The sequence below is a fragment of the Marinobacter xiaoshiensis genome (assembly GCF_031631795.1).
In the GTDB taxonomy this organism is placed as follows: Bacteria; Pseudomonadota; Gammaproteobacteria; order Pseudomonadales; family Oleiphilaceae; genus Marinobacter; species Marinobacter xiaoshiensis.
On the sequence record NZ_JAVMBO010000013.1, the window covers coordinates 1 to 26,744 of the forward strand.

26 protein-coding genes are annotated in these 26,744 nt (G+C 53.4%); 6 read left to right on the forward strand and 20 right to left on the reverse strand.

Annotated features, from left to right (window positions below; all coding sequences use genetic code 11):
* From RKA07_RS09390 to RKA07_RS09420, 7 genes are all read right to left on the reverse strand, one after another.
* Positions 1-663: ArnT family glycosyltransferase (locus RKA07_RS09390; protein WP_310966197.1), on the reverse strand; the 663-nt coding region annotated here is incomplete at its 3' end.
* Positions 647-1,687 carry a glycosyltransferase family 2 protein gene (locus RKA07_RS09395; protein WP_310966187.1) on the reverse strand — a complete coding sequence of 347 codons (1,041 nt, stop codon included), beginning with the start codon at positions 1,685-1,687 and terminating at the stop codon, positions 647-649. The genes RKA07_RS09395 and RKA07_RS09390, both read right to left, overlap by 17 nt.
* Entirely contained in the window at positions 1,671-2,060 is a 390-nt protein-coding gene (locus RKA07_RS09400) for a GtrA family protein (protein ID WP_310966190.1), read from the reverse strand. Before RKA07_RS09400 ends, RKA07_RS09395 begins: the two co-directional genes overlap by 17 nt.
* Positions 2,061-2,266: 206 nt before the next feature.
* On the reverse strand, positions 2,267-2,956 hold the full coding sequence (locus RKA07_RS09405) for a VIT1/CCC1 transporter family protein (RefSeq protein ID WP_200371463.1): 690 nt from the start codon (positions 2,954-2,956) through the stop codon (positions 2,267-2,269).
* Positions 2,957-3,075: 119 nt separating this feature from the next.
* Positions 3,076-4,362: a ferredoxin reductase family protein gene (locus RKA07_RS09410; protein WP_200371460.1), complete on the reverse strand. Its 1,287-nt coding sequence runs from the start codon at positions 4,360-4,362 to the stop codon at positions 3,076-3,078.
* Positions 4,363-4,418: 56 nt separating this feature from the next.
* Positions 4,419-5,756, reverse strand: coding sequence for an ATP-binding protein (locus RKA07_RS09415; RefSeq protein WP_200371458.1), 1,338 nt, complete (start codon positions 5,754-5,756; stop codon positions 4,419-4,421).
* On the reverse strand, positions 5,746-6,411 hold the full coding sequence (locus tag RKA07_RS09420; RefSeq protein WP_200371456.1) for a response regulator: 666 nt from the start codon (positions 6,409-6,411) through the stop codon (positions 5,746-5,748). The genes RKA07_RS09415 and RKA07_RS09420 overlap by 11 nt, the downstream gene beginning before the upstream one ends.
* A 167-nt stretch (positions 6,412-6,578) precedes the next feature.
* Here RKA07_RS09420 and RKA07_RS09425 point away from each other — a divergent pair, with 167 nt between their 5' ends.
* Genes RKA07_RS09425 through RKA07_RS09435 form a run of 3 tightly spaced genes read left to right on the forward strand, consistent with a single transcriptional unit; the run spans position 6,579 to position 9,703 of the window.
* Positions 6,579-6,968 (forward strand): PepSY domain-containing protein, encoded by a 390-nt coding sequence (locus tag RKA07_RS09425; RefSeq protein ID WP_200371455.1) that lies wholly within the window; start codon positions 6,579-6,581, stop codon positions 6,966-6,968.
* A gap of 17 nt (positions 6,969-6,985) precedes the next feature.
* Positions 6,986-7,459: a DUF2271 domain-containing protein gene (locus RKA07_RS09430; protein WP_200371453.1), complete on the forward strand. Its 474-nt coding sequence runs from the start codon at positions 6,986-6,988 to the stop codon at positions 7,457-7,459.
* Positions 7,460-7,477: 18 nt separating this feature from the next.
* On the forward strand, positions 7,478-9,703 hold the full coding sequence (locus tag RKA07_RS09435) for a PepSY domain-containing protein (RefSeq protein WP_200371451.1): 2,226 nt from the start codon (positions 7,478-7,480) through the stop codon (positions 9,701-9,703).
* Positions 9,704-9,765: 62 nt separating this feature from the next.
* Here the strand turns inward: RKA07_RS09435 and RKA07_RS09440 are convergent, their stop codons facing one another.
* The 11 genes from RKA07_RS09440 to RKA07_RS09490 form a co-directional block, all read right to left on the reverse strand.
* Positions 9,766-10,257: a hypothetical protein gene (locus RKA07_RS09440; RefSeq protein WP_200371449.1), complete on the reverse strand. Its 492-nt coding sequence runs from the start codon at positions 10,255-10,257 to the stop codon at positions 9,766-9,768.
* A gap of 124 nt (positions 10,258-10,381) precedes the next feature.
* The gene (locus RKA07_RS09445) at positions 10,382-11,713 is read right to left on the reverse strand and encodes an ATP-binding protein (RefSeq protein WP_200371447.1); all 1,332 of its coding nucleotides are present in this window, start codon (positions 11,711-11,713) and stop codon (positions 10,382-10,384) included.
* Complete coding sequence (locus RKA07_RS09450; protein ID WP_200371445.1) at positions 11,710-12,375, reverse strand: response regulator; 666 nt, start codon at positions 12,373-12,375, stop codon at positions 11,710-11,712. Before RKA07_RS09450 ends, RKA07_RS09445 begins: the two co-directional genes overlap by 4 nt.
* A gap of 52 nt (positions 12,376-12,427) precedes the next feature.
* Positions 12,428-13,144, reverse strand: coding sequence for an RES family NAD+ phosphorylase (locus RKA07_RS09455; protein WP_200371443.1), 717 nt, complete (start codon positions 13,142-13,144; stop codon positions 12,428-12,430).
* Positions 13,144-13,548: an antitoxin Xre-like helix-turn-helix domain-containing protein gene (locus tag RKA07_RS09460; RefSeq protein ID WP_200371441.1), complete on the reverse strand. Its 405-nt coding sequence runs from the start codon at positions 13,546-13,548 to the stop codon at positions 13,144-13,146. Before RKA07_RS09460 ends, RKA07_RS09455 begins: the two co-directional genes overlap by 1 nt.
* A 429-nt stretch (positions 13,549-13,977) precedes the next feature.
* A complete protein-coding gene (locus RKA07_RS09465; RefSeq protein WP_310966198.1) occupies positions 13,978-14,817 on the reverse strand; it encodes a transporter in 840 nt (279 codons plus the stop codon).
* A 53-nt stretch (positions 14,818-14,870) separates the two neighbouring features.
* On the reverse strand, positions 14,871-15,347 hold the full coding sequence (locus RKA07_RS09470) for a glycine zipper family protein (RefSeq protein ID WP_310966199.1): 477 nt from the start codon (positions 15,345-15,347) through the stop codon (positions 14,871-14,873).
* 20 nt (positions 15,348-15,367) lie between these two features.
* The gene (locus RKA07_RS09475) at positions 15,368-17,476 is read right to left on the reverse strand and encodes a DUF1214 domain-containing protein (RefSeq protein WP_310966200.1); all 2,109 of its coding nucleotides are present in this window, start codon (positions 17,474-17,476) and stop codon (positions 15,368-15,370) included.
* Positions 17,477-17,603: 127 nt separating this feature from the next.
* Positions 17,604-19,019, reverse strand: coding sequence for a DUF1254 domain-containing protein (locus RKA07_RS09480; RefSeq protein ID WP_200371439.1), 1,416 nt, complete (start codon positions 19,017-19,019; stop codon positions 17,604-17,606).
* A 209-nt stretch (positions 19,020-19,228) separates the two neighbouring features.
* On the reverse strand, positions 19,229-19,627 hold the full coding sequence (locus tag RKA07_RS09485) for a helix-turn-helix domain-containing protein (protein ID WP_200371434.1): 399 nt from the start codon (positions 19,625-19,627) through the stop codon (positions 19,229-19,231).
* Positions 19,628-19,744: 117 nt separating this feature from the next.
* Positions 19,745-20,707 carry an AraC family transcriptional regulator gene (locus RKA07_RS09490; RefSeq protein ID WP_200371427.1) on the reverse strand — a complete coding sequence of 321 codons (963 nt, stop codon included), beginning with the start codon at positions 20,705-20,707 and terminating at the stop codon, positions 19,745-19,747.
* 812 nt (positions 20,708-21,519) lie between these two features.
* Between RKA07_RS09490 and RKA07_RS09495 the strand changes: the two genes are divergently transcribed.
* Positions 21,520-22,725, forward strand: a complete 1,206-nt coding sequence (locus RKA07_RS09495; RefSeq protein ID WP_310966201.1) for an esterase/lipase family protein — start codon at positions 21,520-21,522, stop codon at positions 22,723-22,725.
* A 6-nt stretch (positions 22,726-22,731) separates the two neighbouring features.
* Here RKA07_RS09495 and RKA07_RS09500 read toward each other — a convergent pair whose 3' ends face one another.
* Both RKA07_RS09500 and RKA07_RS09505 read right to left on the reverse strand, forming a co-directional pair.
* On the reverse strand, positions 22,732-23,805 hold the full coding sequence (locus tag RKA07_RS09500) for an NAD(P)H-dependent flavin oxidoreductase (RefSeq protein WP_200371425.1): 1,074 nt from the start codon (positions 23,803-23,805) through the stop codon (positions 22,732-22,734).
* A 38-nt stretch (positions 23,806-23,843) separates the two neighbouring features.
* Entirely contained in the window at positions 23,844-24,071 is a 228-nt protein-coding gene (locus RKA07_RS09505) for a hypothetical protein (protein WP_310966202.1), read from the reverse strand.
* Positions 24,072-24,535: 464 nt separating this feature from the next.
* Here RKA07_RS09505 and RKA07_RS09510 point away from each other — a divergent pair, with 464 nt between their 5' ends.
* Both RKA07_RS09510 and RKA07_RS09515 read left to right on the forward strand, forming a co-directional pair.
* Positions 24,536-25,504 (forward strand): beta-ketoacyl-ACP synthase III, encoded by a 969-nt coding sequence (locus RKA07_RS09510; RefSeq protein WP_310966203.1) that lies wholly within the window; start codon positions 24,536-24,538, stop codon positions 25,502-25,504.
* Between the two features lie 63 nt (positions 25,505-25,567).
* Positions 25,568-26,728, forward strand: coding sequence for a mechanosensitive ion channel family protein (locus RKA07_RS09515; protein WP_200371420.1), 1,161 nt, complete (start codon positions 25,568-25,570; stop codon positions 26,726-26,728).
* Positions 26,729-26,744: the final 16 nt, after the last annotated feature.

A 26,744-nucleotide genomic window follows, 5' to 3' on the forward strand; every position in this document is an offset into this window, starting at 1 on the left:
GGGGCAGACCAGAGCGGCCGTCATCAGGATGCCTCGCCACCAAGGCAGTCGCTGCAGGTTATTCGCCGCTTCCCGCCACGAAAGGCATAACCAAAGTACGATAGGAATTCCGATCAGAACGATGGCCAACGGCCCTTTGGACAGGAGCCCGATCACCATTCCAAGAAAGAAAATCCATCGCCACAGACCTCCCTCTCCTGCCATCACCAAACAGAAGCTGACGAGAGTAAGGGTTGTACCCAATGCCAGGAAGGCATCTGTCATAACGGCGCCAGCACTGATGTAAGTGAGCGCCATGGTTGCGAAAACCAGGCAACTCCATTGAGCAACCTGCACACTCCAGATTTGCCGCGCCAGTCGCCAAACAAGCCACACCATAGCGACCGTTGCCAGCCAGGCCGGAAACCTCAGCGAAAACTCCGAAACACCAAAAACCTTGATGGCCGCCGCCTGCGTCCAGAACGACAAGGGCGGTTTACCCCAAAAAGGTACGCCGGGCTCGAACCACGGCGTAATCCAGTCACCGGTTTCCGCCATCAGGCGGGCAATTTCCGCGTAACGCGGCTCGGTGGTATCGGCAAAAGGGAAAAGTGCCATGCCTATAAAGCGACTAACCAGCACAGCAACCAGGATCAGCAGCCAAACATTAAACCGCTTTGACATGTCGCACCCTCGTTGTTTTACGATGCGCCTGTTGGCGTGTACCACTCAGGTTTTCGATCACCTCATCTGTCAGGTACACCGGGCGCTGCTTTGATTCCATGTAAGTCTTGCCGACGTATTCGCCCACAATGCCCACACTCATAAGCTGAATACCGCCGAGAAAGCTGATGATGGCCACCAGCGAGGGGTAACCGCTGGTAGCATCACCCAGCATCAATGCCTTGACCACAATCCACGCCCCGAATACCGCACCCATGCTGGCGGCAATTAGCCCGATCAAAGTGGCCCAGCGCAAGGGCGATATAGAAAACGACGTCAGTCCTTCCAGTGCTAACCCGACCAGCCCGGGGTAATCCCATTTCGTTTCGCCGGCCGCTCGGGGTTCACGATCGTATTGGATGACTTGGGTCGGCATACCAATCCAGGCAAATAAGCCTTTCATATAACGGTTGCGCTCTTTCAGACCCAACAGCGCATTAACGGCTTTGCGGCTCATCAACCGAAAGTCACCGGTATCCACCGGGATATTTGTCCGGCTGGTCCGGTTCAGCAGTCTGTAGAAAAGATGCGCGCTCCAGCGTTTGAACGCGGTTTCGCCAGCCCGTGAGCGCCGCTGCATCAGAACAACGTCAACACCCGACTGCCAGCTTTCGACCATGGCCGGAATTTGCTCAGGCGGATCTTGCAGGTCTGCATCCAACACAATCACCGCATCGCCGTTGGCGTGCTCCAGTCCTGCAGTCATTGCAGCCTCTTTGCCGAAATTACGACTCAGTTTGACCAGTCGGACGCCGGACGTTCGGTCAATAACGCTGCGGATGTATTGGGCACTGCCATCATCACTGCCGTCATCAATCAGCACGATTTCCCAGTGCAGGTCCAGGGTGGCAAGCACCGGTAGAACCCGCTCAAAGAAAAGGGGCAGCATCGGGCGCTCGTTGTACAGCGGCACCACCAGCGATAACAGCGGCTTGCCAAACGGGTCATCCAAAGGTACGACGGGGAACTCAACGCGTTTGTTCATGGAAAACCAGCCTCTGGTAGACGATGTAATTCAGTGCAGCGACAAGCCCTGTGGTCACGATTTGTGACAAGGTGACGGGAAGTCCCAATACGTTATTGAGTAGAAAAAAGAAGGCGAGATTGCAGAACCAGGCGCCAAGACAGGAGACGATATAGCGCCACAACGTGACCCTGTGAGGGCCGGCATTGCGAAATGCCAGGCGCCGCTGGAGGCCGTAATTTAGCAGCGCACCAGACACGCTTCCGCTAACGGTTGCCAGCACTGGTTCAAGCCCGGCAGCGATCAATGCTGCCATTACAAACCAGTGGAGCAACGTAGAAAGGCCGCCGGCCGCTACAAATCCCTGAAGTTGGCGCGATAGGAGTGTGCTCATGACAATAATCACCACATTGACGACTGAAAAAGTCGACCTGACATTGAGTGGGTATATTGACCCACCCTGTGTCACAGCTTTGTGGAGGTTTTATCAGGAAAATGTCAAAACATGAGATGATCCGCGCCTGAATCCGGCTTGCGGATTAATAATGGGCAGGAAAGTTTAAGCAGGCTTGATTTATATAAGTGGCGAGTAAAAATCTTTTACGCAACCACACCAAATATTCGACCTACTCCGGCCGTAAGTGCCATTGCGAGTGCACCCCAAAATGTAACTCGGATTGCGCCGATAGTAATAGAAGCCCCACCCGCTCTCGCAGCAATCCCGCCTAGAAACGCAAGAAAAACCAGTGAGGATCCTGCAACAACAAAAATTAGTTGGCTGCCCGGTACAACCCACGCCGCAGCCAACGGAAGTGCGGCACCAATGGTAAAAGTGCCTGCCGATGAGAATGCCGCTTGAGCGGGCTGGGCGCTAACCGTTTCCGAGATGCCTATTTCATCCCTGGCGTGTGCACCAAGAGCATCATGAGCCATTAACTGCTCAGCGACTTGCCTCGCGAGAGCCGACTCAAGCCCTCTGCTTTCGTATATTAAAGCGAGCTCCTCTTTTTCAAACTCAAAGTCCTGTTCCAATGATTTTTTTTCAATAGCCAGGTCTGCCTTTTCCGTATCGGACTGCGAGCTAACGGACACGTACTCCCCAGCAGCCATAGACATAGCGCCCGCTACTAACCCCGCAAGGCCTGCCAGAAGAATGCCTCCATGAGCACTGTTAGCGGCAGCCACACCAATAATCAGACTTGCCGTGGAAACTATTCCGTCGTTTGCACCTAATACAGCTGCGCGTAACCAACCCACGCGATGTGAGCGATGGACTTCACTATGACTCATATGCTTTCCCAATCACGCTGCCGAACAAAGACACGATTATCTTCTACGCTTCACCTCACCACATCAAGATCCATGGCCGCCACCGATTGCTTAATCCGGGGCCGAAAAGGAAATCTGTTTCAGCGAAACTCAAAACTTTCTTGATGAAAGCGCAATGAAATAGGCTGTTGCTTCAGACCGCTTCGCAAGGCTTTGGCCAGTCCCTGCGGCCCGCAAAACCAAACATCCACCCGGCGATCATGGATTTGCAGTTGATCCACTGTCAATCGCTGCTCCACCTGGCTATCGTATATGTGCAGCAATATGTCCGGAAGTTGCTCCGTCAACTCTTGTAGACGGGTCACCATTGGGTCGACTGTAGCTCCGGTAGTGCAGTAATGAAGTGTGATAGCCGGATGTTTTTGTTCGGAATTGATCAGACGCTTTTCCAGAGCAGCCAGAAACGGTGTGATACCTATTCCGCCAGCCACCCAGATTTGTTGGGCGTTTTTTCTGCCGCTGTCGGGGTCGAAGCGACCATAAGGGCCTTCCAGAGTAACTGTCTGGCCACTACGTAGCTTACGGGGAATCTTGCGGGTGTAGTCTCCCAGTGCCTTGATATGGAAACTGAGCTGTCCGCTGTCATCGTCAGCACTGGACAGGCTGAAAGGATGTGCCCCTTCGATTCGGTCGAAGGTTACCAGGGCGAATTGTCCGGCCTGATGACCGGGCCACCGCTTGCCCATGTCACAGACGACTTCTGTGATGTTGGCTGATGTCTGCTTGACGGCCTGAACCAGCCCCTTATAACGACGACTCCTTCCGATTTGCCCGGTCAGTGATTGTAGGCCTGCAACGGCACCACCTGCGATCAATAACGTCATGAGCCAACCAGTGGGTTGTTGCCACCATTTCAGCGGGGCCAGCAACAGTGCGTGGGCGGCCAGTACCAGATAGATCACTGGCATCACCCGGTGCAGATAACGCCAGTAATAGTAGGGCACCCATCGAGTCAGGGTAATAACAACCAGAAACAGCAGCAGATACAGGCCGGGTTCGCCCAGGTCTTCAGCGCCATCCTGAAGGCTGTCCAGCAGGCCCGAAAAGTCAGCTTCTTTCAAGCTGCGATCCGAGCCAAACAGCGCTTCCAGGCCATCATCCGCCATTTCGGTAAGCCAGTGTGTGACCGCAAAAACGACGGCCAAAATTCCGGTCCATTTATGCAGTTTATACATGCTGTCCAGACCACCCAGCGGGGATTCCAGCCATGCAGGTCGGGTAGCCAGCACCATGGTGATGGACATGAAATTGATGGCAAGATAGCCGCTGAGTGTCAGGAACTGCTCATAGCTCAGCCCCGGGGTCCAGAAGCTGATCTGAGCCGCCAAAAGCAGCAAAAGGGTGACACTGGTACGTAGGTTAGGCACAAACAAACTCCGTCTTGGGTTTGTTTGAATTCTGCAGGGTTAACCTGACACCAGCCTTAAACGTCTGTGTGAACCACGACAACATTCACTTCTGCTTCGAAACCATCACTCCGGCCTGAGGCTGGTGATCGGAGGGTCAGGACCGTACCCGCACCGCTGGCAATGGCGTCCACGATTGCAAGCCCGATACCGGAGCCCAGTGTTTTCGAATCGGAACGCACAAACCGGTTGCGCAACAATGCGAGCTTCTCTGGCGGTACAACCTCACCTGCATTAGCGACTCGTAAAGTGCCCTCACCTGTCAGGCTGATATTTACTGCCTTGTCGGCTGCGCCGTGCCTGAGTGCATTCTCTATCAGGTTTCTTAGCAGGATGGCAAAGGCGTCAGGATCGAGTAATGACATCACGCTATCTTCAGGTAAATTCAGCCTGAGGCGCCCGGGGGCATTACGCTCATAATCGCTGGCGATTATTTTCAGTATGGGTACAAGGTCGTTGTAGTGTTCAGACAGCGCGCTACCACCCTCAGCCTTTGCCAGTTCCAGCAGCTTCTCCGACAGTCTGGACAGGGTGCGAAGAGACTGTTCGATTTCGCCAGCTCGTGCTTTAACTCCGGCATCCCGGGTTTCGGTTTTTAACCGCTGAAGCTTGGCCAACGCCGTTGCCAGCGGGGTTCGCAGCTCATGGGCGCTGTTGGCGGTAAAGCTTCGCTCGGCTTCAAGCGCCCTGCGCAAACGTTCCAATAAGCGGTTGACTGAAACCATGGTAGGTTCAAACTCTTTTGGCAGGCGATCTACCACTACCGGAGAAAGATCACTACCACCACGGGTTTCTATCGATTGCTGCAGCAAAACCACCTGACGAAGTGACCGTTTTATCACCCACCACACCCCGATCAGGCTGATGGGAATCAGAAGTATTAATGGAGTGAGCAATGCGAGGCTGGTATCCAGTATGGCTTCGTTGCGGTGGGCCAAGGGTTCGGCAACCTCAATGTACAGGGTATCGCTGATGGCGCCCTCCCCGTATATCCGGTGCGTTGACGTTTCAGAAAACCCTTGTTGGGGTTTGGCACCGAAAATTCGGGGATCTGCGTCGTGGGACTGCAGCAGGAGTTTGCCCGATGCGTCACGAACCAGATAGGTTAGGTACTCGTCATGCTCTCTCAGGGCCAGTGCCCGCTGATTGCCTGTTTCATTTTCCCGATTCAGAATATCGGTCACAGCCAGTGGCAAGATTCGCTGCGCAGTCTCCTCCAGGGCGCTGTCGAAAACCTCATTCATTTCATGCCGGGCAATGACCCCGGAAGCAATAACGCCCAACAGCCAGAGCAAGGTCACGCCGAGGGTCAGCCAGGTACCAAGGGTTTTCTGCAAACTGGTTTTAGTGGTCATAAGCGTTTAACCGGTACCCCATTCCCCGGACCGTCACTATGGCATCGCGCCCCAGTTTTTTACGTAAACGGCTGATATACACCTCAATCGTATTACTCTCGATTTCGGCACCGAATTCGTATAACCGGTCTTCAAGCTGTGAACGCGAAAGCAGTATTCCCGGGCGCTGCAAAAACCCTTCAAAGAGCGCCCACTCCCGGGCGGTGAGCTCCACTGGCTCGCCGTTGCGGCTGATGCGGTGATCACCAAGATCCACTTCAAGATCGCCGATATGCACCAGAGGGTTCGGATTGCCGCGATAGCGTCGTGCCACTGCCGCCACACGGGCAGACAGCTCTGACAGATCAAAAGGCTTCACCAGATAATCGTCGGCACCGGCATTCAGCCCTGCAATCCTGTCTGAAACCTGGTCCCTGGCGGTCAGAATGATGACGGGCGTTGTGTCACCGGCCGCTCGCAGTTTTTTAAGAAAATCAAAACCGTGGCCATCCGGCAGCATTAAATCGAGCAAAATCAGATTATAAGCGGTGGTTTTCACGCTGGTTTCCGCAAAACAGAGACTTTGCACCCAGTCCACGGCATGGCCATCCTCGCTGATCTGATCCCGCACTGCCTCACCCAGCCCGGTTGTATCCTCAACCAACAGTACCCGCATGTTTCACCTTTTGCCTGATCACGATCCGAAGATACTACAGCCGTAACCTGACAGCAGCCTGAAGCGCTCAAATACCCGCTGGCAACCCTATTATGTGGTCGTCCGTTCAGCCCACTGTCAGGTAAAAGCCTTAGGGTTGATTAAACCGATTCAACGGGAGACATGCCATGAATATCAAACCCATTGTTATCAGCCTTTCGTTACTGCTGGTGAGCGGTGCCGCCCTGGCAGACGATGACTGCGATGACCCGGTTGCCCAATGGCAGCCCCGAGAAAACCTGCGAAAGCAATTGGAAGCTGAAGGCTGGACCGTGTTCCGCATCAAAGTGGATGACGGATGTTACGAGGTCAAAGGAAGGGACCCGGATGGCTACCGCGTGGAAGCTGAATACTCTCCGGCAACCTTTGAGCTAATGGAAATAGAGCGAGTGGACGACGATGACGATGACGATGACAAGCATCACGACAAGTCCAAGCGCTACAGCGAACCGACCAATGAAGATCGGGTTCCGCGCAAGGGCATTGTTAAAGGTCGCCCCAGCGTAACGGTTGAATAATTAAAGGAGATTACATCATGAAAAAGATTCTGTTTGCTCTGGGGCTTGCGACTGTAATGGCATTGCCAGCTTATGCACAGGCCCGGGAAGTCACCTTTACCACGCAGCTGAAAAACTATGGCGGTGACGGGGCTTACCTGGCTCTCTACTTGACGGATGCCAACGGACAGTACCAGGGAACTCTCTGGATTTCAGGTGAGAAAAGCAAATATTACAAGCACCTGCGGGACTGGGCACGCGGCAGTGGCCTGAATCAAGCTGAATACGACGGCCTAACCGGCGCCAGTGTGACCAGCGGCCGCGCTCTGAAAGTGACTCTGGAACTTGAAGACGCTTTGATCGACTCCGGTTATCAGATTCGTGTTGATACTGCCGTTGAAGACATGCGTGACAACCGTTCGGATGTGGTTGTGCCTCTGACCACTGAAGGCTCCGGAAAAACGGTTTCTGGCCGCGGCTATGTCCAGTCCTTTGTCTATAACCTCAAGTAAACGACGGGAGACACATTAATGTTGCGCAAGCTCCATGGTTTACCGGGATTGGTCGCCGCACTGTTTTTGGTGGTGCTGGCGACTTCCGGGGTTGTGTTGTCGGTAGTGCCGACACTTGAGAGGTCGGCCGCGACGGTTCCCGCTGCCGGCGAACTAAGCGTGGCCGACCTGGCCGAGCACGTAGTGGCGAATTATCCCGGGACCGAACAGATCGCACGCTCTCTATCAGGCGAGGTTGTTGTTTATTACAGCCGTGATGGCCAGCCAGGTGCCGATAGGGTTAATCCCCTGACGGGTAAAGGCATTGCCCCCTACCAGCCATCGGCTTGGTTCCGCTGGGTAAAAAACTTGCACAGATCCTTTCTCATGGACGATGCCGGACGAATACTGGCCGGAGTTTTGGCAGCACTAATGGTATTGATCTGTCTGTCCGGAGCCTTTCTGTTGGCTCGACGCCTGGGGGGCTGGAAGGCAATGTTACGACCCATTGCAGGTTCTGGTAGCCCGCGAATTCACGCCGAGCTGGCACGATTTGCGGTTATTGGCTTGTTGCTGTCGGCACTGACCGGCAGTTATATGTCTGCGGTAAGGTTTGGTCTTTTACCGGAAGGGACGATTACGGAGCTCTCTTTTCCTGCGGAGGTTTCAGGAGGTACGCCGGCACCGGCAGGTTCTTTGAGCGCGCTAAAGAGCGTGGACGTTAACGAACTGCGTGAGCTGGTGTTCCCCTACCCGGATGACCCCATGGATGTTTATTCACTGAGCACTGCCCAGGGTTCCGGATTCGTGGATCAGGCAACCGGGGAGCTGCTGCAGTACCAGCCACGTTCAGCCGGCAGCAAGTTTCAGCACTGGATGGCTCGCCTGCACACGGGTGAAGGCTTGTGGTGGTTAGGTCTGATTCTCGGGCTAGCTGCGCTGACCGTGCCGATGTTGTCATTTACCGGCCTGCAGATCTGGTGGCAGCGGCGCTCATCAGCCATAAGCCTGGGTGAAAGTGCGAGCATCGAAGCCGCTGACACCGTCATTCTGGTGGGCTCGGAAGGCAATACCACCTGGGGCTTTGCCAAAGACCTTCAAAACAAGCTCAATCAGGCAGGCAAAAAGGTGCACTGCGCGCCCATGAATGATCTGGCGGAGCACTATCCGCAGGCCTCTGTGCTTTTCATTCTGACATCAACCTATGGTGATGGTGACGCGCCCTCTTCCGCCAGTCAGTTTATCGCTCGACTTGAACACTTTCAGGCGGATGACGGATTGAAGTTTGTGGTTCTCGGGTTTGGCGACCAACAGTTCCCGAAGTTCTGCCAGTATGCGCAGGACGTGGATACAGCGCTCCGCAGCAAAGGCCTAAAACAAATGCATCCCCTTACCCGAATTGACCGCGGTTCCGCCACGCAGTTTCAGGAATGGGGCGAGGCTATCAGTGAACGCATGGGCATTCCGCTGGCACTGACTCATAACCCCGCACCCGCCGTCACTTCAGAGTTTGAGCTTGTTGAGCGGGTTGATTACGGGGTTGCAGTCAATGCGCCTACCAGCATCTTGCGCTTCAAGCCGGTAAAAAGTGAAAGAAAGCTCTGGCAGAAACTGCTGTTTCAAAACCGGCAGAATCTGCCGGACTTCGAGGCTGGCGATCTGTTTGGGGTTGCGCCACCTGGAGATCGGGCCGCCCGGTTCTATTCGCTGGCCTCCTCTGCGTCGGATGGGATACTGGAAATCTGTGTGCGTAAACAGACCCATGGCATTTGCTCAGGATATCTGCACAGCCTAAAACCAGGAGACAGAATCAGCGGGTTTATCCAGAAAAATCCGGGTTTTCGCCCGGCGGGAGGCGCTACGCCGATCATTCTCGTTGGCGCTGGCGCGGGAATCGGTCCACTTGCCGGTTTCATCCGAAAGAATACCGAGCGCAACCCCATGTACCTCTACTGGGGCGGCCGTAACCCGCAATCAGACTTTCTCTACCGACCGGAACTGGGTTGTTACCTCGATGACCACCGGCTTACCGGGCTGAGCACCGCGTTTTCACGGTCGGCAGAGAAAAACTACGTTCAGGATGCCATCATTGCGGATGAACCCGCACTGCGACAACTGGTTGAGGCAGGTGCACAGATATTGGTATGCGGAGGGCGGGATATGGCCTCCGGTGTACGCCAGGTGTTTGATTCAATTCTCAAGCCGTTAAACCTGGATGTAGAAGAATTGAGAAACGACGGGCGTTACCTGGAGGATGTTTATTGACAGGTAAAGCGAATCGCCTGGTACACCGGATCATCTGTTGGACGGGTGTACCAGGCTAATCATCAGTGTTTGATTGGTTTGAAATTCGGGTCATCAAAATAGGTAGCGTAACTTTCAATTGCGCCCATAACTTTCACCGCACCATCCCGCGCATTGGCTTTGCTTTCCATTGCAGATGCCCCTTCCATCAGTTCGGCAATAATCAGGTGAAGCTGGGCATCCGCCTCAGGCTCAAGGTTGCAGTTTTCAACCATGTAGTTGACTTCATTATTGATTTTAGTCGCCAGTACAGAATATTTCTCTTTTGGCAGTTTGCCAGAATGAATGGCGTCCAAATCCTTATGCATGGCACTTCCGATATTGTTCATCGCACGACTGAGTGGCGCATCAACTGCCCACTTGCTGCCATCGTTCAGCCTGAGTTCCATCTCCCCATGGCCATGGCCATGCTCATGTTCATTGTTGGCCGGCGCGGCCATAATACTGGTGGCTGACAGGCCAAGTACCATGCCAGTGATGATTGCAAACTTTGAAAAACGGGATTTGATGTTCATGAAACGCTCCTTTGAGTGCACCGTTTGGTCGGCTTGAAAGAAGTATCCCAAAATCACCTTAATATTCGCTTAAGGATGCAATTTGTGGCCACAAATATCGACAAACCGAAAGGATCGACCGTCTCTATTCTGAAGCTGCTTTGAAACGCACGGATACAATCAGGCCTTCTCCCGAATCATTGTTATCATCAAACCTCAGAGAAGCTCCATGCAGGTGAGCTATGCGTTCTACGATTGATAGCCCCAGCCCACTACCTTCTTCACCGCTGCCAAGCCCGCGATAAAACCTCGACACCACCACATTACGCGCTTTCTCCGGAATTCCCGGCCCGGTATCAACAACAAGAAGCACCACCTCCTCGCCGACTCGCTTGATTCGTACATCCACTTGTCCGCCCGCAGGTGTGTACCGAACAGCATTATCCACGAGGTTACGAACAAGAATCCCAAGCAAGGTTGCATCACCCAGAACCGCCCCGTCATCGGCCGCCTCAAACCCCAGATCCACGCCCTTGCGTATCGCCGCTTGGGCATGTGAAGCCACGCACTCGTTCACCACTGCAGAAAGTTTGACCGGTTTTGGATTCGCCGATGCTTGTTCTGAATCTACTTGCGAAAGCACCAGCAACTGTTCAATCAGATGCGCCGCACGGTCTGTACCACTGACAATCCTGTCTAGCGCATGCTCCAGTTTTCTCGGGTCCCGGGCAGCAAATGCCACCTGCGCCTGAGTTTTTATGGCCGCCAGCGGAGTACGCAGCTCATGGGCCGCATCGGCAGTAAAGCGTCGCTCATGCTCCAGTGAAACCTGTAAGCGCCCGAAAAGAGCGTTGAGCGCATCCTGCAATGGCATTACTTCCCGGGGAGTATCAGTAAGATCAAGGGGGTCCAGTTTATCCGGTTCACGCTGTTTTACTTCCCGGGTAAATCGGGATAAGGGTGCAAGCCCAGCACCAACGGACAGCCAAATCAGTAGGCCTAACACAGGAACAGCAAAATACAGGGGATGCAGAAGGTGGCTTGCAACACTTTCTGCGAGTGCATCGCGCAGCTCATATTGCTCACCAACGCGCACATTCAGGTGGCCGGCCTTGTCCCATTGGCTGTAAACCCGGTAGCGAACACCATTGATAGTGGTGCTTTCGAAACCATCGCGCTGTGTACCCAGGCGTTCTTCAGGAGCCGTGCTCGAATCGAGGAGCAGCGTGCCGTCACTGTTCCATACCTGCAGCACGGTGCCCGTATAATCACGCACTCGCTGCCCGACCTCACTGGCATTTTGTGATTTGTCCAGGTGCATCGAGATCTGCTCAGCCGCTTTTACCAGTCGGGAGTCAAGCGTCATGCCGATCTCCTTGCGCGCATCAAGATAGGTGAAGAACGCAGTCGCAATCCAGGCCAGCAATACTGATACTGCAAGAATCGTAAAAAGGCGCCAACGCAGCGACGACCTCATGGCGTAGTTTTCTCAATCATGTAACCGACACCGCGAATAGTACGGATCAGTTGCGGAGACAACTTTCGTCGCAGGTGATGAATAAAGACCTCTATCGTATTGCTCTCGATCTCCTCTCCCCAGCCGTAGAGCTGCTCCTCGATCTGTGCCTTTGACATTACTCTCCCTGCATTAAGCAACAAAGTGTGGAGAATCGAGAATTCACGTACAGAGAGATCAACAGGCGTTCCGGACCAAAACACCGAATGACTGACGGGGTCGAGTTGGAGCTCTCCTTGACGGATGACCGGTTCGGCATGCCCCTTGGAGCGACGCAGCAATGCCCGCAGCCGTGCCTGTAATTCGGCAAGATCAAAAGGCTTTACAAGGTAATCGTCGGCACCGGCATCCAGGCCGGCCACTCGGTCCTCCACGGCATCACGTGCAGTCAGAATCAGAATCGGAAGGTTTTTTCCGCTTGCACGGGCTCGTTTCAAGACCTCCATTCCGGAAAGCCCCGGAAGGCCCAGATCAAGGACAACAGCATCGTAGGAGCCTGTGGCGAGTGCAGTATCGGCCTGCCGGCCATCCAGTACCCAGTCCACCACCAGGCCGGACTGAGCAATCCCTGCAGCAATTCCGTCACCGAGTATGCCGTCGTCTTCAACCAGTAGAACTTTCATGGGCAATAACTCCAGTTGGAATCAAGTTGAAATAATTAAGGTCACGACGGATTCACTCATTCATACCTACTTTGCCAGTCAGGGAGTGCGCCTCCCCTATTTCCGCCCAATGAGTAATGCGTTGTTTATCTCCATCCCAGAAATACTTCAGGTGTGGCCCTTGCACCGGGATGGAGACAGCTTTGGGTTTAAACGCTGCAATACACTCACCGCCCGGATGGCGAACGCTGTTATACAGCAGCCCGTTTGATCCTTTTTGCCGCCAACGGCTCGCAAACTTCTGGCTTAGGGCGTAATCATCCGCATCCGGATTGTGCAGATCTTTGAATTCAGGCCCGCGAATGTCGTGCATCTTCATCACCACGGAGCCAATGTAGGCTCTCATGGTCAGTGCTATTGAGTCCTCGTTGGCGGCTGCCATCTCCCGCTCCTTGTGAAATACGGTCTCACGAATAGCGCCTTCAAGAGTGCTGGCCGCGTAGTAAACCCCAAAATGCCGGTCAGCAAAGCGGCTTCCAAACCCAAGGTGCGTGAACGATGCCATTACAGGCGAACTTCCGGGGCCACTGATCCTGTCGCAGGGCTGCACCAGATGGATATCCCCTGCTTCATCCCGCAGCCTGGGGTTTGTCATACTCTCAATCTCGAACGCCAGCTCAAACTCGTCTGGCTCATAGATGCGTTCGAAAAGATCTATGGGCGGGTAATGGCTGGGGATGATCCGGTAGGTTTCCCACTCGGGAAGGTACAGCGGAGGGGGTGAAAACATCACCATCCCCGCTTGGCATCGAAATACTGACGGGTCATCATCAGGTTCATCATGGAGCCTTGTGTCATAAACTCCATGGCAGACTTGCCGCAAAAGGGTATGTCTGATGTTTTCAGGCGAATTCTGCGGTTTGCTCGCTCATGGGTCGGGTATAGAAGCTGTAAGGCCTTATAGATGCCCAGAATGTAGCTGATGCGCTCCATAGTGTCGTTAGAAAGCTTGATTGGATTCAGCTTGGCATAGTTATAGAGCGTTGTTCTGGAGGGACCGCCCAGAATTTTGCTTCGCTCTTCAGCGTTACACCCCCACTCCTCGGTTACTCGAAAGAAGCCCTTTAGCGCAACTCGGCCTTTTTCAGCTTCGCGATCACCGTCAACATTTTTACGTTCAACGACAGCCGTCATGGATTACCTCCCGCCTTGCGATGCCCAACTATGAATAATATAGCAAATCCTGTTCATATTTGCACAATAGAAGTGTCTGCTTCGATATTTCAGGTGCCGTTGGCCCATTGTTAAAGGAACTTTGCTGGAGAGGACCTGGCCCAGCAGTTGGGGCGGCGGTTTTGCGTTGTAAAGCGGGTGCGTACGAATGTAGTAAAGGTGGCAGTAATCTACGTACAGAGGGCGATAATCCAGCCCGTAGAGCTGGCTATGCTGAGGAATAGGGCCAACATCCGCCTTATCGTTAAAAACCATTGCGCCAGGCGAAACGCCGAAGAAAAGCATCTTTGTAACCACCACCGCAACTCACACAAAGATAACTTGCATGGGAGTCCTAACTATCAATTCTGCGATCATTTATTGCTTCGTGCGATTGGGACTAAGCTTTCATTAATTCTTAGGAAACAGGAGCGTAAACGTGAATCGTAGTCCCCATTCGGGTCCATTATCTGGGGCATCAAGGTAATAGCGGGCACCGCCCTGAAAGCTTACCAATTGCTTGCCGAGTTTGGTTACTTTGCTGTAGGCGATATTGAGCGGAACGGTCCACTGCTCAGTCTCCCAGTTATAGGTAGACTCCAGGGCGGCATTGACAGTACGACCATTACCAAGGCCCTTCGCAAGGAACGGCTGTAAATAGGTGGTGTTGATGTCCCCTCGGTCGCTCGCTCCCGCAAAGGACCAAATATGATTAGCCAGCGCACCGTACGTCCAATCGGCGGCCGTTTGTTTCAATGCAACAATAGTAGGACCCGCACCCCATTTTTCTGTCCCAAGCAGGTCGTCGGTTGCTATAGAAATAAGAAGAACCGGTCCGGCGCCCCATGTCCAGCCACTTGCCGTCAAAGCTTTGGGCGAAAAAAATAGACTCTGCGTTACATCGCCAAGTCCAGACTGGTCGCCTGCGTCGGGAAAGATCTCATCCTGATAAACGAGCGGAACGATCGTGCGCGATATCATATTCCAGTCTTCACTGATCGAGACGGGTATCACTGGCTGCACGTTGAGGGTGTACTTGTAACCATCATCCTTAGTGCCGATACCGTCGTCGTAGTTGAGCTGCATTGGCACGCTGGTAAGGCTGGCAATGGGGTTTGCGAGTTGCTTGGCAAGCTCGTCAGCAGAACCCTGCGCATAGGCAGCAGTGCAACCGATGCCCAGCGGAATGGCCAAAACAGTCAACGAGCAAGCTTGCCGAAAAAGCACATTCTTTCTTAATTGTGGGCGCATTGGTTTACTCTCCGGTCCCAAAGCTGTGAGGGTTCGTAAGGTTTTTCTTCTATTCACTTAGCCGTGTAGCCACGGCCTTCGAGGCAGGCAGCATAGGCACGATTGTAATCGTCGTTCTTTGCAGTAGATTGGGCTACCAGCTGTTGCTCCTCCTGTTGATGTTCCTCTTGCGCCTCCCGATTGGCACGGCGCTGCCTTAGTCCACCAACAACGACCCCTGCCACAGCACCGCGCCGCGCCGCTTCCGAGCTATCGCCCGCGATGGCACCCAGGGCGGCACCGCCGGCGGCACCACGCACTGCACCGCCGGCTTGCTGCACTGGCCCCAACTGCGCCACATTGCCAAGCGCCGGATTAGCCGGATCGTAGCCCGCATTTGATTTTGCCCAGTTAGAACAGTCGAGCGTGTCCTTCGCCTGTTGGTCGGATGACTGTCCTTTATCCGGATAGATGAATAACTCTTGTGCCAGTGCCTGATGTGCGGCACTGAGTAGCAATAAAGTGAGCAAGCATTGGTTTAACGTATTCATTCCATAGCCCCTTTATGTCGTTATTTTAGAACCGGATGCCCAACCGCTGGCTCTACGCTAATCGCAAGTGATTCCTGGTACAGGGCATCCACTTGGTCACCAACATGGATATTGGGCAGATCGATATCCTCATCCACGGCCAATGTCACAGTGTGCTCAGCACCATCAAACGTCACTGTTCGTAATTCCGGATCGATAGCGCGTACCACACCCGTGGCATGGATGGTCGAACGTAGCGTTCCGCCAGGCTTTTGGCCAAGCTCGGTACGATCCAGAGTCACGGTATCGACACGTTCGCGCATGCCGTTGGAGGCATCAGATGGGCTGAGTGCCAACGCGACCCCAATGCTGTAGGCCACAACGACCCTGTCACCGGCCCGCACCTGAGGAAAATTGCGTGCCTCCTCACTGACTTCTAGCCGAATGAGTTCGTCATCTTCAGTTCTCAGCACCAAGGCACGGTTGTCCCAATCAACTGCGACAACGATAGCGGTCACCGTAGCGCCCTCTCCTACCAACACGGCCGGCATTTCACGACTGGAATCAACACCACTTATCGACTCCAGCTCACCGGGTCGCCACGTTTTATCAAACCAGGGCTTCAATGGGCCATAAAGGCGCAAAATCGGATACCACCCTTTGCCTGGAACTGTCTGGATCCAATTAGCTTCCTTGCCTTCAGGCGCTTTCGGGGCAAAATACAAGTCCACTGAACCGTCAGCGTTCTCCTGCAAGGCATCCCGCTTGCTGTTCTTGCTTGGGAACGGTTGACTGGTTTGCAGTTCGGAGCGGGTCTGCGGGTCATAGATCACCACCGACCAGAAGTCCGCAGCCGGAACATTGCCTGGAATTTTCAGCCGATAAGTCTTATCGCCATAGAGGTAATCACCATTCTTGTCCACCGTGGTAGCGGCGTATTGCGATCCTTTGCCGACCATTTCCATGACCATTGCAGGCGTATTGACTGTGGCTTGATAGAAAAAGAGTGCCCGAGCATCCAGGTTACGCCCACCTTTGCCACCATCTTTCAACCATTGGTAAGAGCTGCCAACAAAACCGGTTCCCCAGCCACTACCCGGATAATAAGAAAATCCTTCGAGGCGCGGACGAAAAACGATTGCGCGAGCAGTTGCATTACCAATTGCAACCGCTTGTGTCAGTATTTTCTTCATTCGGGCATCGGGATTGAACGGTTTACCCTTCTCAATGCCAATGGACGCAAACAGACCACGCAATTGCGGATCAAGCATTGATACCGGTTCGCGCTCGATCACCGTATGCAATTCTTCGTAGAAATCGAAGTTGTTTGCGTGAATGGTGTTGAAGCTTTTCCCCGAACCACTGATGAACTCCATCTTCGGCGGGTTGCCAGCATCTCTCAGCGGGTAGATTTTAAGGCCGTTTTCAAACATCGCGGTTGCCACATCGGGCTTTCCGTCGACCAAAAATCCACGCAGGAACAGTAAGTTGATATAGCTGGTAGATTTGGAAACGAAATATGTCTCTCCATCCACTACTGCCTTCATGCCGCCCTCAGGAGGGTTGAGATCGCCGTCATAATCAGGCGGCAAGATCAGGTACTTACCACCCTCACCCGCGTCGGGCCCGGTTACTCCCATATCTGTTACGAAGCGAAAGTAAGCGTCATCCACGGTTCCAGGCGCAGATTTAGCAGGGATCTCGACGACGGTGGCTCCGTCTTTCTTGAGATCGAGAAATGCCATGCAGTAGACCGTATCGGTGTTACCGGTCAGGAACAGCGGGCTGGAATCAAGCAGCTTATCCATGATGACAGCTTTGTTCGACGCGTCGGCCCCGATGTCCCGAAAACCCAGACGCATCCCCTCTATTGAGGTAGCGGGAATTCCGTTCAAAAAGGTTTCCGTTCCGCGAATGAGATCAAGGTTGTCGTAAACCTTCTCAACGGTTGCTGAATCAGGCATGCCATCAAAAAAGTTCAATGTGCCAATGGGTGTTTCTACCTCGTCCGGAGTTAGGATTTTGGTAGGAATTTTGTGGTTGTAACCAGGCGTTGTTTGCTCCGCATAGGCTGAAGTTCCTAAAACAAGCATGGCGCAGACCATTGAACAAATGCTCCAACCACGCATGCTCCAGTATTTGCTTATCATAGTAATCTCCAAAGTTGCGAGCATAAGTCATTGATTGTGTTTGTGTTGCCGCTTGTATACTGCAGCGACATACTGCTCCGCGTTTAGTCACGGTGACTGACGGCATCCCTTTGCTTTGCCAATTGCCTCAGTCGACCATAACTATGCCTGGTGGTTGCCAAGTACCTTGGCCCGGCGGCAATACGGAAGGCGTCTCGTTAGCTGGTTTCGGCCAGTACATACGCAGTGCCAGGTAGATCGGCCCATCCGGCGCCGGCAGCCAGTTCGACTCTTTACCCGTGCCGGGCGATTCATGCTGTATATAGACAGTCAGTGAACCGTCTGCATTCTTCTTCATATCAGGCAGCATTGGCGAATTGATCAGATAACGGTTGATCGGATTTTTGACCAGCAACTGACTATCACCGTAGTAGATAGTCACGGACCAAAAAGAGTTCACGGGTGGCAACTGGTCGGCGGCGAAAGTGAGGGTGTAGTTGTGCTTACTGCCATCCAGAACCTGCCCCTTTGCATCGGTCCGGCCCAGAATGTATACCGCTTCTGCGGCGGTGTTGCCGTAGATTCCAGCCTTTGCTCCGCCGGCGCGTTTGAGCCAGTCACCGTTGTAGAAATCGCTGTCGCCCCATAAAGAGCCGACCTGCCAACCATTGATGTCCGTGGCGCCACCGGCTACGAACTGGTTAACCTTTTCGTCGCCGGCTTTCATCCCTTCGGCTATCGCCTGTAGTTGCTCCGACGAGAAACTGGCCATATCCAAGGTCTTCCCCGGGGCGACGCCTATGCTGGCCAACCTGGCGCGAATGGCCTCGTTGTCGTCGGTTTCCGGAATGAACTCAAGCGCAGCGCTGAGATAGTTCCAGAAGTGGGCCTTGACCCCAGCAGATGTCGCGGGCACAAAGTCGATCGCCGGCGCAGCCGCTGGCGCGGGCTTGTCTTGAAATGCTGACAACGGTGCCACCTTGTACTGGGCCTGCACCGTTTCTACGTTGACCATATCTTCGGGGTCGAAAAGCTGAGTGCGAAAAATGACGAACATGAAGGGCGTCGTCGAACGGAAGAGTTTGTTGGTACCCTCAGGTGTTTCGCCTTGCCAGTTGGGGCCAACAACCGCATAGGAGCCGGCGTCACTACCGGTGGCACGGCTGCCGATGTAACCATCGTTGTAGAGGTTCCCGTCGATCAATTGTACGGAGTAGTAACGGTCCTTATCGACCTCGGGGACGCTGATTACAACGGGCTCCGCGCGCAGGTCCAGCCACGCAACCGAGTACGGCGTATCGCTGTTCGGGCTGAGGATCGTGGTGTCCTTGTAAGTATAGACACGCGCCTCGTTCTTGATGTGGTTGAACGGTGCTTTGTACTGATCCGTGTTCTTGTTGACGGCATACTCGTTCATGACGGCGTAGTTCATGACTAACGGCAGGCCATAAATATAACCCTCTTCGGCGATGGCTTTAAATTGCTCTGTGCTGAGCTTTTCTGCATGGGCCGCACCGACGAGCGCCACAAAGGCGGCCATTATCAATATCATTCGAAATTTCATAACAACTCCGTGGGAAAAATTTCCGCTCATATGCTGGATATTTATAAGGTGCTTCTGAATTATTAGTACATAAAAAGCGACGTGGCTCGCGTGTTATCCCCTCCTCTGAAATTCTTTTTTCAGTATTCCCTTCAACGCATCCGCTCGCTATCAAGAAAACGCATGGCCTTATCAGAACAGGATTGGAAACAGGATGGCTGATCGGCTGATTACTGCCTGCCCGGTATCCGGTCGGCTTGTGGGTGTAGGTGCAAGCTGTCGGACGGTGATTCGCCAAGCAGTCGCTTGTAGTCGAGCGAAAATTGCCCCATGTGGGCGAAGCTGCATTCGCGCGCGATACTCGCAACCGTGGTAGTAGTCGGGTCGGCATGGTGCAGTAGCCTACTAGCTTTCCTCAAACGTTCCCGTTTAACGAAAGCCATGGGTGTAATACCGTAGGTGTGCAAAAAAAGATAACCGATCGTTCGCTTGCTCACACCAGAGGCTTCAGAAAGTTGACCGAGTTGGATTCTTTCTTTCATGTGCTGCGCGATGTAGGCGAGCGCTTCATCCAGCCTGTTGTGATGAGTCGATCCCTTACTTTCTATGGTCTTGTTAATTGAGGCCACCCCTGGATGCCAGGTTGCGTAAGAGTTGATTCTAGTGCTGTGAGGAACAGCTTCGCTATCGCGAATCCGCACGGGTACCGATTGGCGAGAAAGAAATGGGAGCGAGCCTTACTGTAACTATGCAGTAGCCCGCGCAAGCGTGACGCTGGGGGACTCACCGAATGCATTCTTGTATTGGGTGGCAAACAGGCTTGGGTGGTTAAAGCCCAATCTGAGCGCCTCAGTTGTGACAGTCGTTCGGCCACCTGACATCTTGAGCCTGCTGCGGACCTGGTGCAGCCGCATCAGGCGTAAATAGCGCGAAGGGCTTGTTCCGAAAGCGTCAGCGAAGGCGTATTCCAGGTATCGACGGCTGGCGTGCATCGACGCGCACAGTTTATCGATGCTGACCGGTTCTGTGATTCTCTCGCGCATATAATCTTCGGCTCGCTTCGCGAAAATATAATGCCCCCACGCCTGAGACATGACTTTCGCTGAAGGGGCATCCATAGAGCTCAGGGCAGCGCCCAACGCATTACGGAGATCGGTGACCAACCAGTCGTCCCCCAGAGGACCCAGCGGAATTTCAACGAGTTGCACAATGTTTGCAATGGCTTGCCGCAGATCCTCTAATTTATCGGCGGGGGGCCTGATGGTTGTACAAGAGGCGATTTTGGTTATGTTCGTACGCGAAGTGGTTTGTTCAATTGACTCAATCCATTCGGGGGGAACGACTAGGGAGATCCATCCGTAGATTTTCGAAAGGTAACCGTTGAGTTCCTGGCCTGGCTGGCAGACTAATAGATGCGACTCGTCGACGGGATTGCCGTTCCAGGTAGCCTGAACGCCCTTGGTGAACGCGCCAATGCTGAATCGACTTGGATCCAGTTCGCCCATCGCTCGGATAGGCAGGTTGACGGTACCGAGGTCGATTGAAAGATCACCTAGTGAAATTTGCTCAAGCGCAATATCGAGGTTTCCGGGCTTCAGTTGGACAAATTCCAGGTTGGCGCCGCTAACGGCATGATTAACCTCGTCCAGATCGTGATATCGAGCCGGGGGCTGGTATTGATTTCCTGAAGTACCAAATCCTTCGCTCATGGAACGCTTCCTGCGATTTTTTGATAGGCCCGTAGAAGTATAGGTCAGACGGCACCTCACCACTAGAAAACCATCAACAAGCAATCAGCTAGGCGCCCTTTCAAGATTACCCTCTGAACCCGGCTTTGTCTTACGCATAATTGATTCGGTTTCGCAGCCTTCGCCCAGGCTGTTTCAAAGACCGAAAACAAACCGGAAGCGATCGCCGAGCAGGCTTATCTCTATGGTGCCCTACAGGCAATATTTTACGGTCAGCGCTGGATCTATACCCAGAACGATGAAGCAACCAACGACATCTACTCGGGACTGAACAAACTCTTCTTAGCCGTCACCATCTACGATACCCGGACACGTCCACTGCTGCAGACGCCTCAACCGTTCCCGACTCTTGGCAGCCAGGACAGCAGCTTTGAAAAAAATGCGGAGGGGTTGAAAGCATCATCATCCCCGCTTGGCATTGTTATAGAGCATTGTCCTGGAGGGCCCACCTAGCAACTTGCTCCGCTCATCGGCATTACACCCCCACTCTTCCGTTATCCGGAAAAAGCCTTTTAGTGCCACACGCCCCTTTTCAGCCTCGCGATCACTTTCAGTGCTTCTACGTTCACATATGAACAATGTAGAACATTGACCACTTTTGACCCCCGCTATTTAGTCTGACGCTTCTTGACAGAGAGGCCGATACAGGGGGAATAATACCCAGATGACCGCTTCTGCCTTAAAACAAGCCATGTGCGCCGATCATTGTTTCTTGGATAGTAAGTGCATCGTTTGATCCGCGTATTCTGAACGCAGCTTGGGAGCACAGCAAAATGGTGTCAGTCAAAACGTTACACGGCTCAGCACAATTGCTCCTGGATGCCACCAGTGGTGTTACTGATATTACGGAAAAGATGCACCGCACTATCGCGCGGGATGCCAATCCACTATACCGGCTGCTCGATGTTGCAGGCTTGTCTACGGAAGAGCGGCGAAGGCACACCACCTACCGGGTTATTCAATCAACCACCTATGTGCTGAAACAGGGGTTGCATTACTCCCTCTCCAGATTCTCAAGGAGTGAGGGGCACCCATATACTTCAAAAAGTATGAGAGTTGTAGCTGCATTGAATGGTGTTTGCGGCGATCACCTTGAGGCCAGTAACAACCCGCTGGCAATCAACATGAATTTCCGAAACAGTCTTGGAGAGAAGGTACAGCCGGGCTCGGGCAATCTCAGCGCAACGGTTCCGGGTGCCAGCCCGCGTATCGTGGTTTTGGTTCACGGTTTATGCCTCTCACATGAGTACTGGAAAGGGCACAACGAAGGCAACCTGGGCACGGAACTGCAGTCCGCTCATGGCTTCACGCCATTGTATCTGAACTACAATACGGGTCGACACATTTCCAGTAATGGCAAAGAGTTAAGTGAACAACTTCAGAAGTTAGTTGAAGCCTGGCCTGTTGAAGTTGAAGAGCTCACACTGATTGGCCACAGCATGGGTGGGCTCGTTATACGTAGCGCATGCTGGTACGGCAGTGAACGAAACCTGCCCTGGACAAAGCTATTGCGAAACGCCCTTTATCTTGGTTCACCACATCACGGTTCGCCCGTCGCCAAGGCCGGGCATATGCTGACCTTCCTCATGAGGCAGTTTCGCTACGTCAGCCCCTTAGCGCTTGGTAGACACACCAGTGCCGGCATCAAAGACCTGCGACACGGTAACTTGCTGGACGATGACTGGGATGGCATTGACCAAGACGACTTCCACCCGGATGGGCGCAAGCCGGTTCCACTTCGCGAAGGCACCCGACACTACTTTATAGCCGCAGCTATAGGTAAGCGTGTGTCGAATATTCCCAGCACTATGATGGGTGACCTACTGGTTCGTCTGGACAGCGCCAAAGGGCATCACGCGGATGACTCGCGAAGGCTGCCAATACGCCTCGAAGATTGTCGTGTATTTGAAAAGCTCAATCATCTGGATTTGCTCGACAACAAGGTGGTGCACGACCAGATACTGGAATGGCTCGCGTAGCAGGCCTTAGCCAGGATACCTACTGCGGTACTCCTCCATAATCAGCGCCACCAATTCGGCGGCGGGCAATTCCCGCGCCATGGGTGCGCCCTGACCTGCCCATTGCGCGGCGAATTCATGATTACCGAGCTTCGAAGCTGCCGTGTTCAGGCGCTTTGCTGCATCGTAAGCCACCGGGTAATCGGCAGTTTGAGGGCTGTCGCTAGCTTCGCCGAAGGATATCAGGCGGTTAACGATTCCACGTGCCGGGCGGCCAGAAAGCACCTTTGTTAACCGTGTATCTGCTGCCCGCTCACTCTTGAGCGCTTCACGGTAGGCCTCATTCGCAGACGACTCCGGGCACAAAACAAACGCTGTTCCGAGCTGAACCGCTGCCGCACCTGACTCAATTGCAGCACTCACCCCGAAACCGTCCATCACGCCACCAGCGGCAATAATGGGTAGCGTGGTCTTCTGCGCCAGCAACCGCACAAGCACAAAGGTGCTCAGGCACTGATCCGCAGCCTCCGGATTGAACATACCTCTGTGGCCGCCTGCCTCAATACCTTGAGCCACTATGGCATCAATTCCTGCAGCTTCAATTATTGCGGCTTCGTCACGACAGGTAGCCGTCGCCATGGTAAAAATGCCTGCTTCCTTCAGTGCGGCAATACGTTCTGCCGATGGAATTCCAAAGTGAAAGCTGACAACCGCTGGTTTCAGCTCAAGCAGCATGGCCAGTGTTTCGTCATCTTCAATAAACGATGTATAAAGTTCGCCGAGTGAATCCGGTGGTTCTATGCCGGCCTCGCCAAACAAAGGGGCCAGATACTGCACCCAGGCAGCCTCAGTGCTCTCATCCCGGCGTGCAGGTTCGTGGCAGAACACATTCACATTGAACGGCCCGCTGGTAAGCGCCTGGGCCTGCTCAATCATCTTCCGGGCCTGAGCCGGTGTGCTGGCACCGATCCCCAGCGAACCCAGTCCTCCTGCATTGGTGACCGCTGCAGCCAATTCCGGTGTAGCAACCCCGGCCATTGGTGCTTGCACGATCGGATGGCGAATACCTAAACGCGCTGTGAGACGGCTGGAAGAATTCATACAGGCTCCTGTTCTGATGAGGCGTTTTCGTAAGTTGCTTATTCCACTGGGCGTACGCGAAACCCGAGTTTCGGGAAATGTACGTGGACAAGCCCAACTTCTGAGGTTTCTCTGGCAAGAATAGTCACACTTTTATCGGTATAGACGAGTGTGCCAGTAACCGGGTCACGGCCATAATCGTCCGGCGCAATAGTGACTTCCTGGATCAGCTGAAACTCGTCTTCCGCATCGGGCAATGCTCGAGGCTGTGCATTTTTTGCTCGCATAGCCGCTTCGCCGGCACTGAGATTTTCAGGCTGTCAATGTCCGAATGCAGTCATTCGTGACAACCAGGCACTTACCTTCGGGTAACCTTGCAACCAAGGCTTTCCCGCCAATTCAACAACGAACCACAACCCGTGATCCCAAGCATTACGCGGATTTTCTCGGAGAAAGGGGATAAGGCGTAATTGTAGAGAATCAGATCGGGCATTTAGTGCAAGTCCTTGTCTGAAGACTGGAGTGTAACGCAGATTACCGCACGCTGCGGCAGCCCAATAAGGCGAAACAGGCCCATTTAGCCAGTGTTTTCACGGTCGTCTTTGACAAACAGCTAATAACAGACAATGGTTCAGGGGTATAGCATGGTCTAAAGCCAAGGAGCGTTTAAAACGCATTCAGAACCCTGCAAACCAAAAGGCCCCCTGAATGCACAGAGCTCCCCAATCGGATATATCGTGGGATTTAGCGAATGACCTTTGCACGCATTGCCGGCACTGGCTCTTACCTGCCAGAGAACATTGTTACCAACAAAGACCTCGAAAAGACGGTTGATACCACGGACAAATGGATCCGTGAGCGAACCGGCATTGAGCAGCGGCACATTGCCTTGAAAGGCCAGACCACCGTGGATCTTGCAGAGCAAGCCGCGTTGAATGCCATTGAAGCTGCCGGCATAGATGCCAGCGAGATTGACCTGATTGTGTTTGCTACGTCCACCCCGGATAAGATCTTCCCTAGTTCTGCCTGCATTCTTCAAGCCCGGCTAGGGATTCATGGATGCCCGGCGTTTGATATTCAGGCCGTGTGTAGCGGATTCGTTTATGCCCTCTCGGTTGCCGACAAATTTATAAAAACCGGGTCCAGCAAAAAAGCGCTGGTTATTGGCGCTGAGGTTTTCTCCCGAATCATTGACTGGTCCGACCGGGGCACCTGCGTGCTGTTCGGGGATGGTGCTGGTGCTGTGATTCTGGAGGCACATGAAGAAACCGGTATTCTTTCCACCCATATTCATGCAGACGGACAGTACGAAGACTTGCTTCATGTGCCCTGCGGAATTGCCAGCAATTACGACCAGGTTAAAGCGGGCAAGGCCTTTGTAGAAATGAAAGGCAGCGAAGTCTTCAAGGTAGCCGTAAACACCTTGGGCAAGATCGTTGATGAAACTCTCGCAGCCAACCAGATGAAAAAATCCGAAATCGACTGGCTGGTGCCTCATCAAGCTAACCTGCGCATCATTGCTGCTACCGCGAAAAAGCTGAGCATGCCCATGGATCAGGTTGTGGTTACCGTTAACAAGCACGGCAATACCTCAGCGGCCTCTATACCTCTCGCCCTGGATGTTGCCGTTAGAGACGGACGTATTCAGCGCAACGATGTTGTAATGCTTGAAGCCTTTGGCGGGGGCTTTACCTGGGGTTCAGCTCTTTTACGCTACTGACACTCATCAGGGCTTCTATAATTCGAAAGCACTCCGCTCTCTTTTTGGCAAAGGACAGGATTGATGGTCGAATTCATGGCAGCCGTGGCTGAGCAAATAAAGAAAAACCTTGGTGACACACTAAACGCCTTTGGCGGCCATGAGGTGGCTTGGCGTGAAGTTGGCGCTTATGTGTTCAGCCAAGCCGTGATTTCGACTCTGTATTTGGCTTTGTTTTTGGGCGCCTACCTGGTGGTGATTGGGCTTGTTCGATTGGTAGTCGGAAAGCGCAATGTAAAGAGCCCGATGTTCAGGCACGGTAGGAGCGGTTTGCGTTATCTTGCCGGGCTGGGTGCGCTACTGATAATACTGGCGCAATTTGGAGCTGGGGTTGAGTTTCTAAAGGCGGCATCCAGAGCGGGTCTGTTAGCGCTGAGCTTCTACGTAGCATGGCTGGTTAGCCGTCGTCTGACCACCGAAACCTTGCGTCGCAACCAGTTAGATGCATCTATCCAACAGTTAGCGGGCAATGTGTTGTCTGTGGTGATGGCGACCTTTGCAGTGGTCACCATTCTTGCGCAATTCGGTTTTGACCTGCTGTCGATTGTTGCTGGCTTGGGTATTGTGGGCATTGCTGTAGGGTTTGCGGCTCAGTCGACGCTGTCAAACTTCATCGCTGGTATCACCTTATTGATTGAGCGGCCATTTCGCATTGGCGACTGGGTCACAATTAATGGCCAGGATGGCAAGGTGGTGAAGATTGCCCTGCGCACCACCTGGCTGCGGACTCGCGACAACATATTCACCATGATTCCCAACGACAGCGTGGCGTCTTCAGAGATTGTGAATTACAGCGCAGAAGGCGCTACAAGGCTGAACATCCCTGTCGGCATTGCTTACAAAGAGTCTGCCAAGGCCGCCAGAGATATCATTATGCCGGTACTTTTGGCGCACCCGGAGGTTTTGCAATCTCCGGGCATGGAGCCACGGGTAGTGCTTAAAAATCTGGGCGACTCCTCAGTAGACCTGGAAGTAAAAATATGGATTACTCCAGATAATCTGGATGTTCAGCCCGGCATCATGGCCGAAGTGTTGGAGCAGATCAAAGAGACGCTCGATGAGGCTGGCATCGAAATACCCTTCCCGCACCTTCAATTGTTTGTTGATGAAGCCAAGGGCTTGAAGCCATTGTTCGAGTCGCTTTATCCGGAAATTCGTCCAGATCGCCCCGTAGAGCGTGAGTAAATGGGTTGCTTCTCCC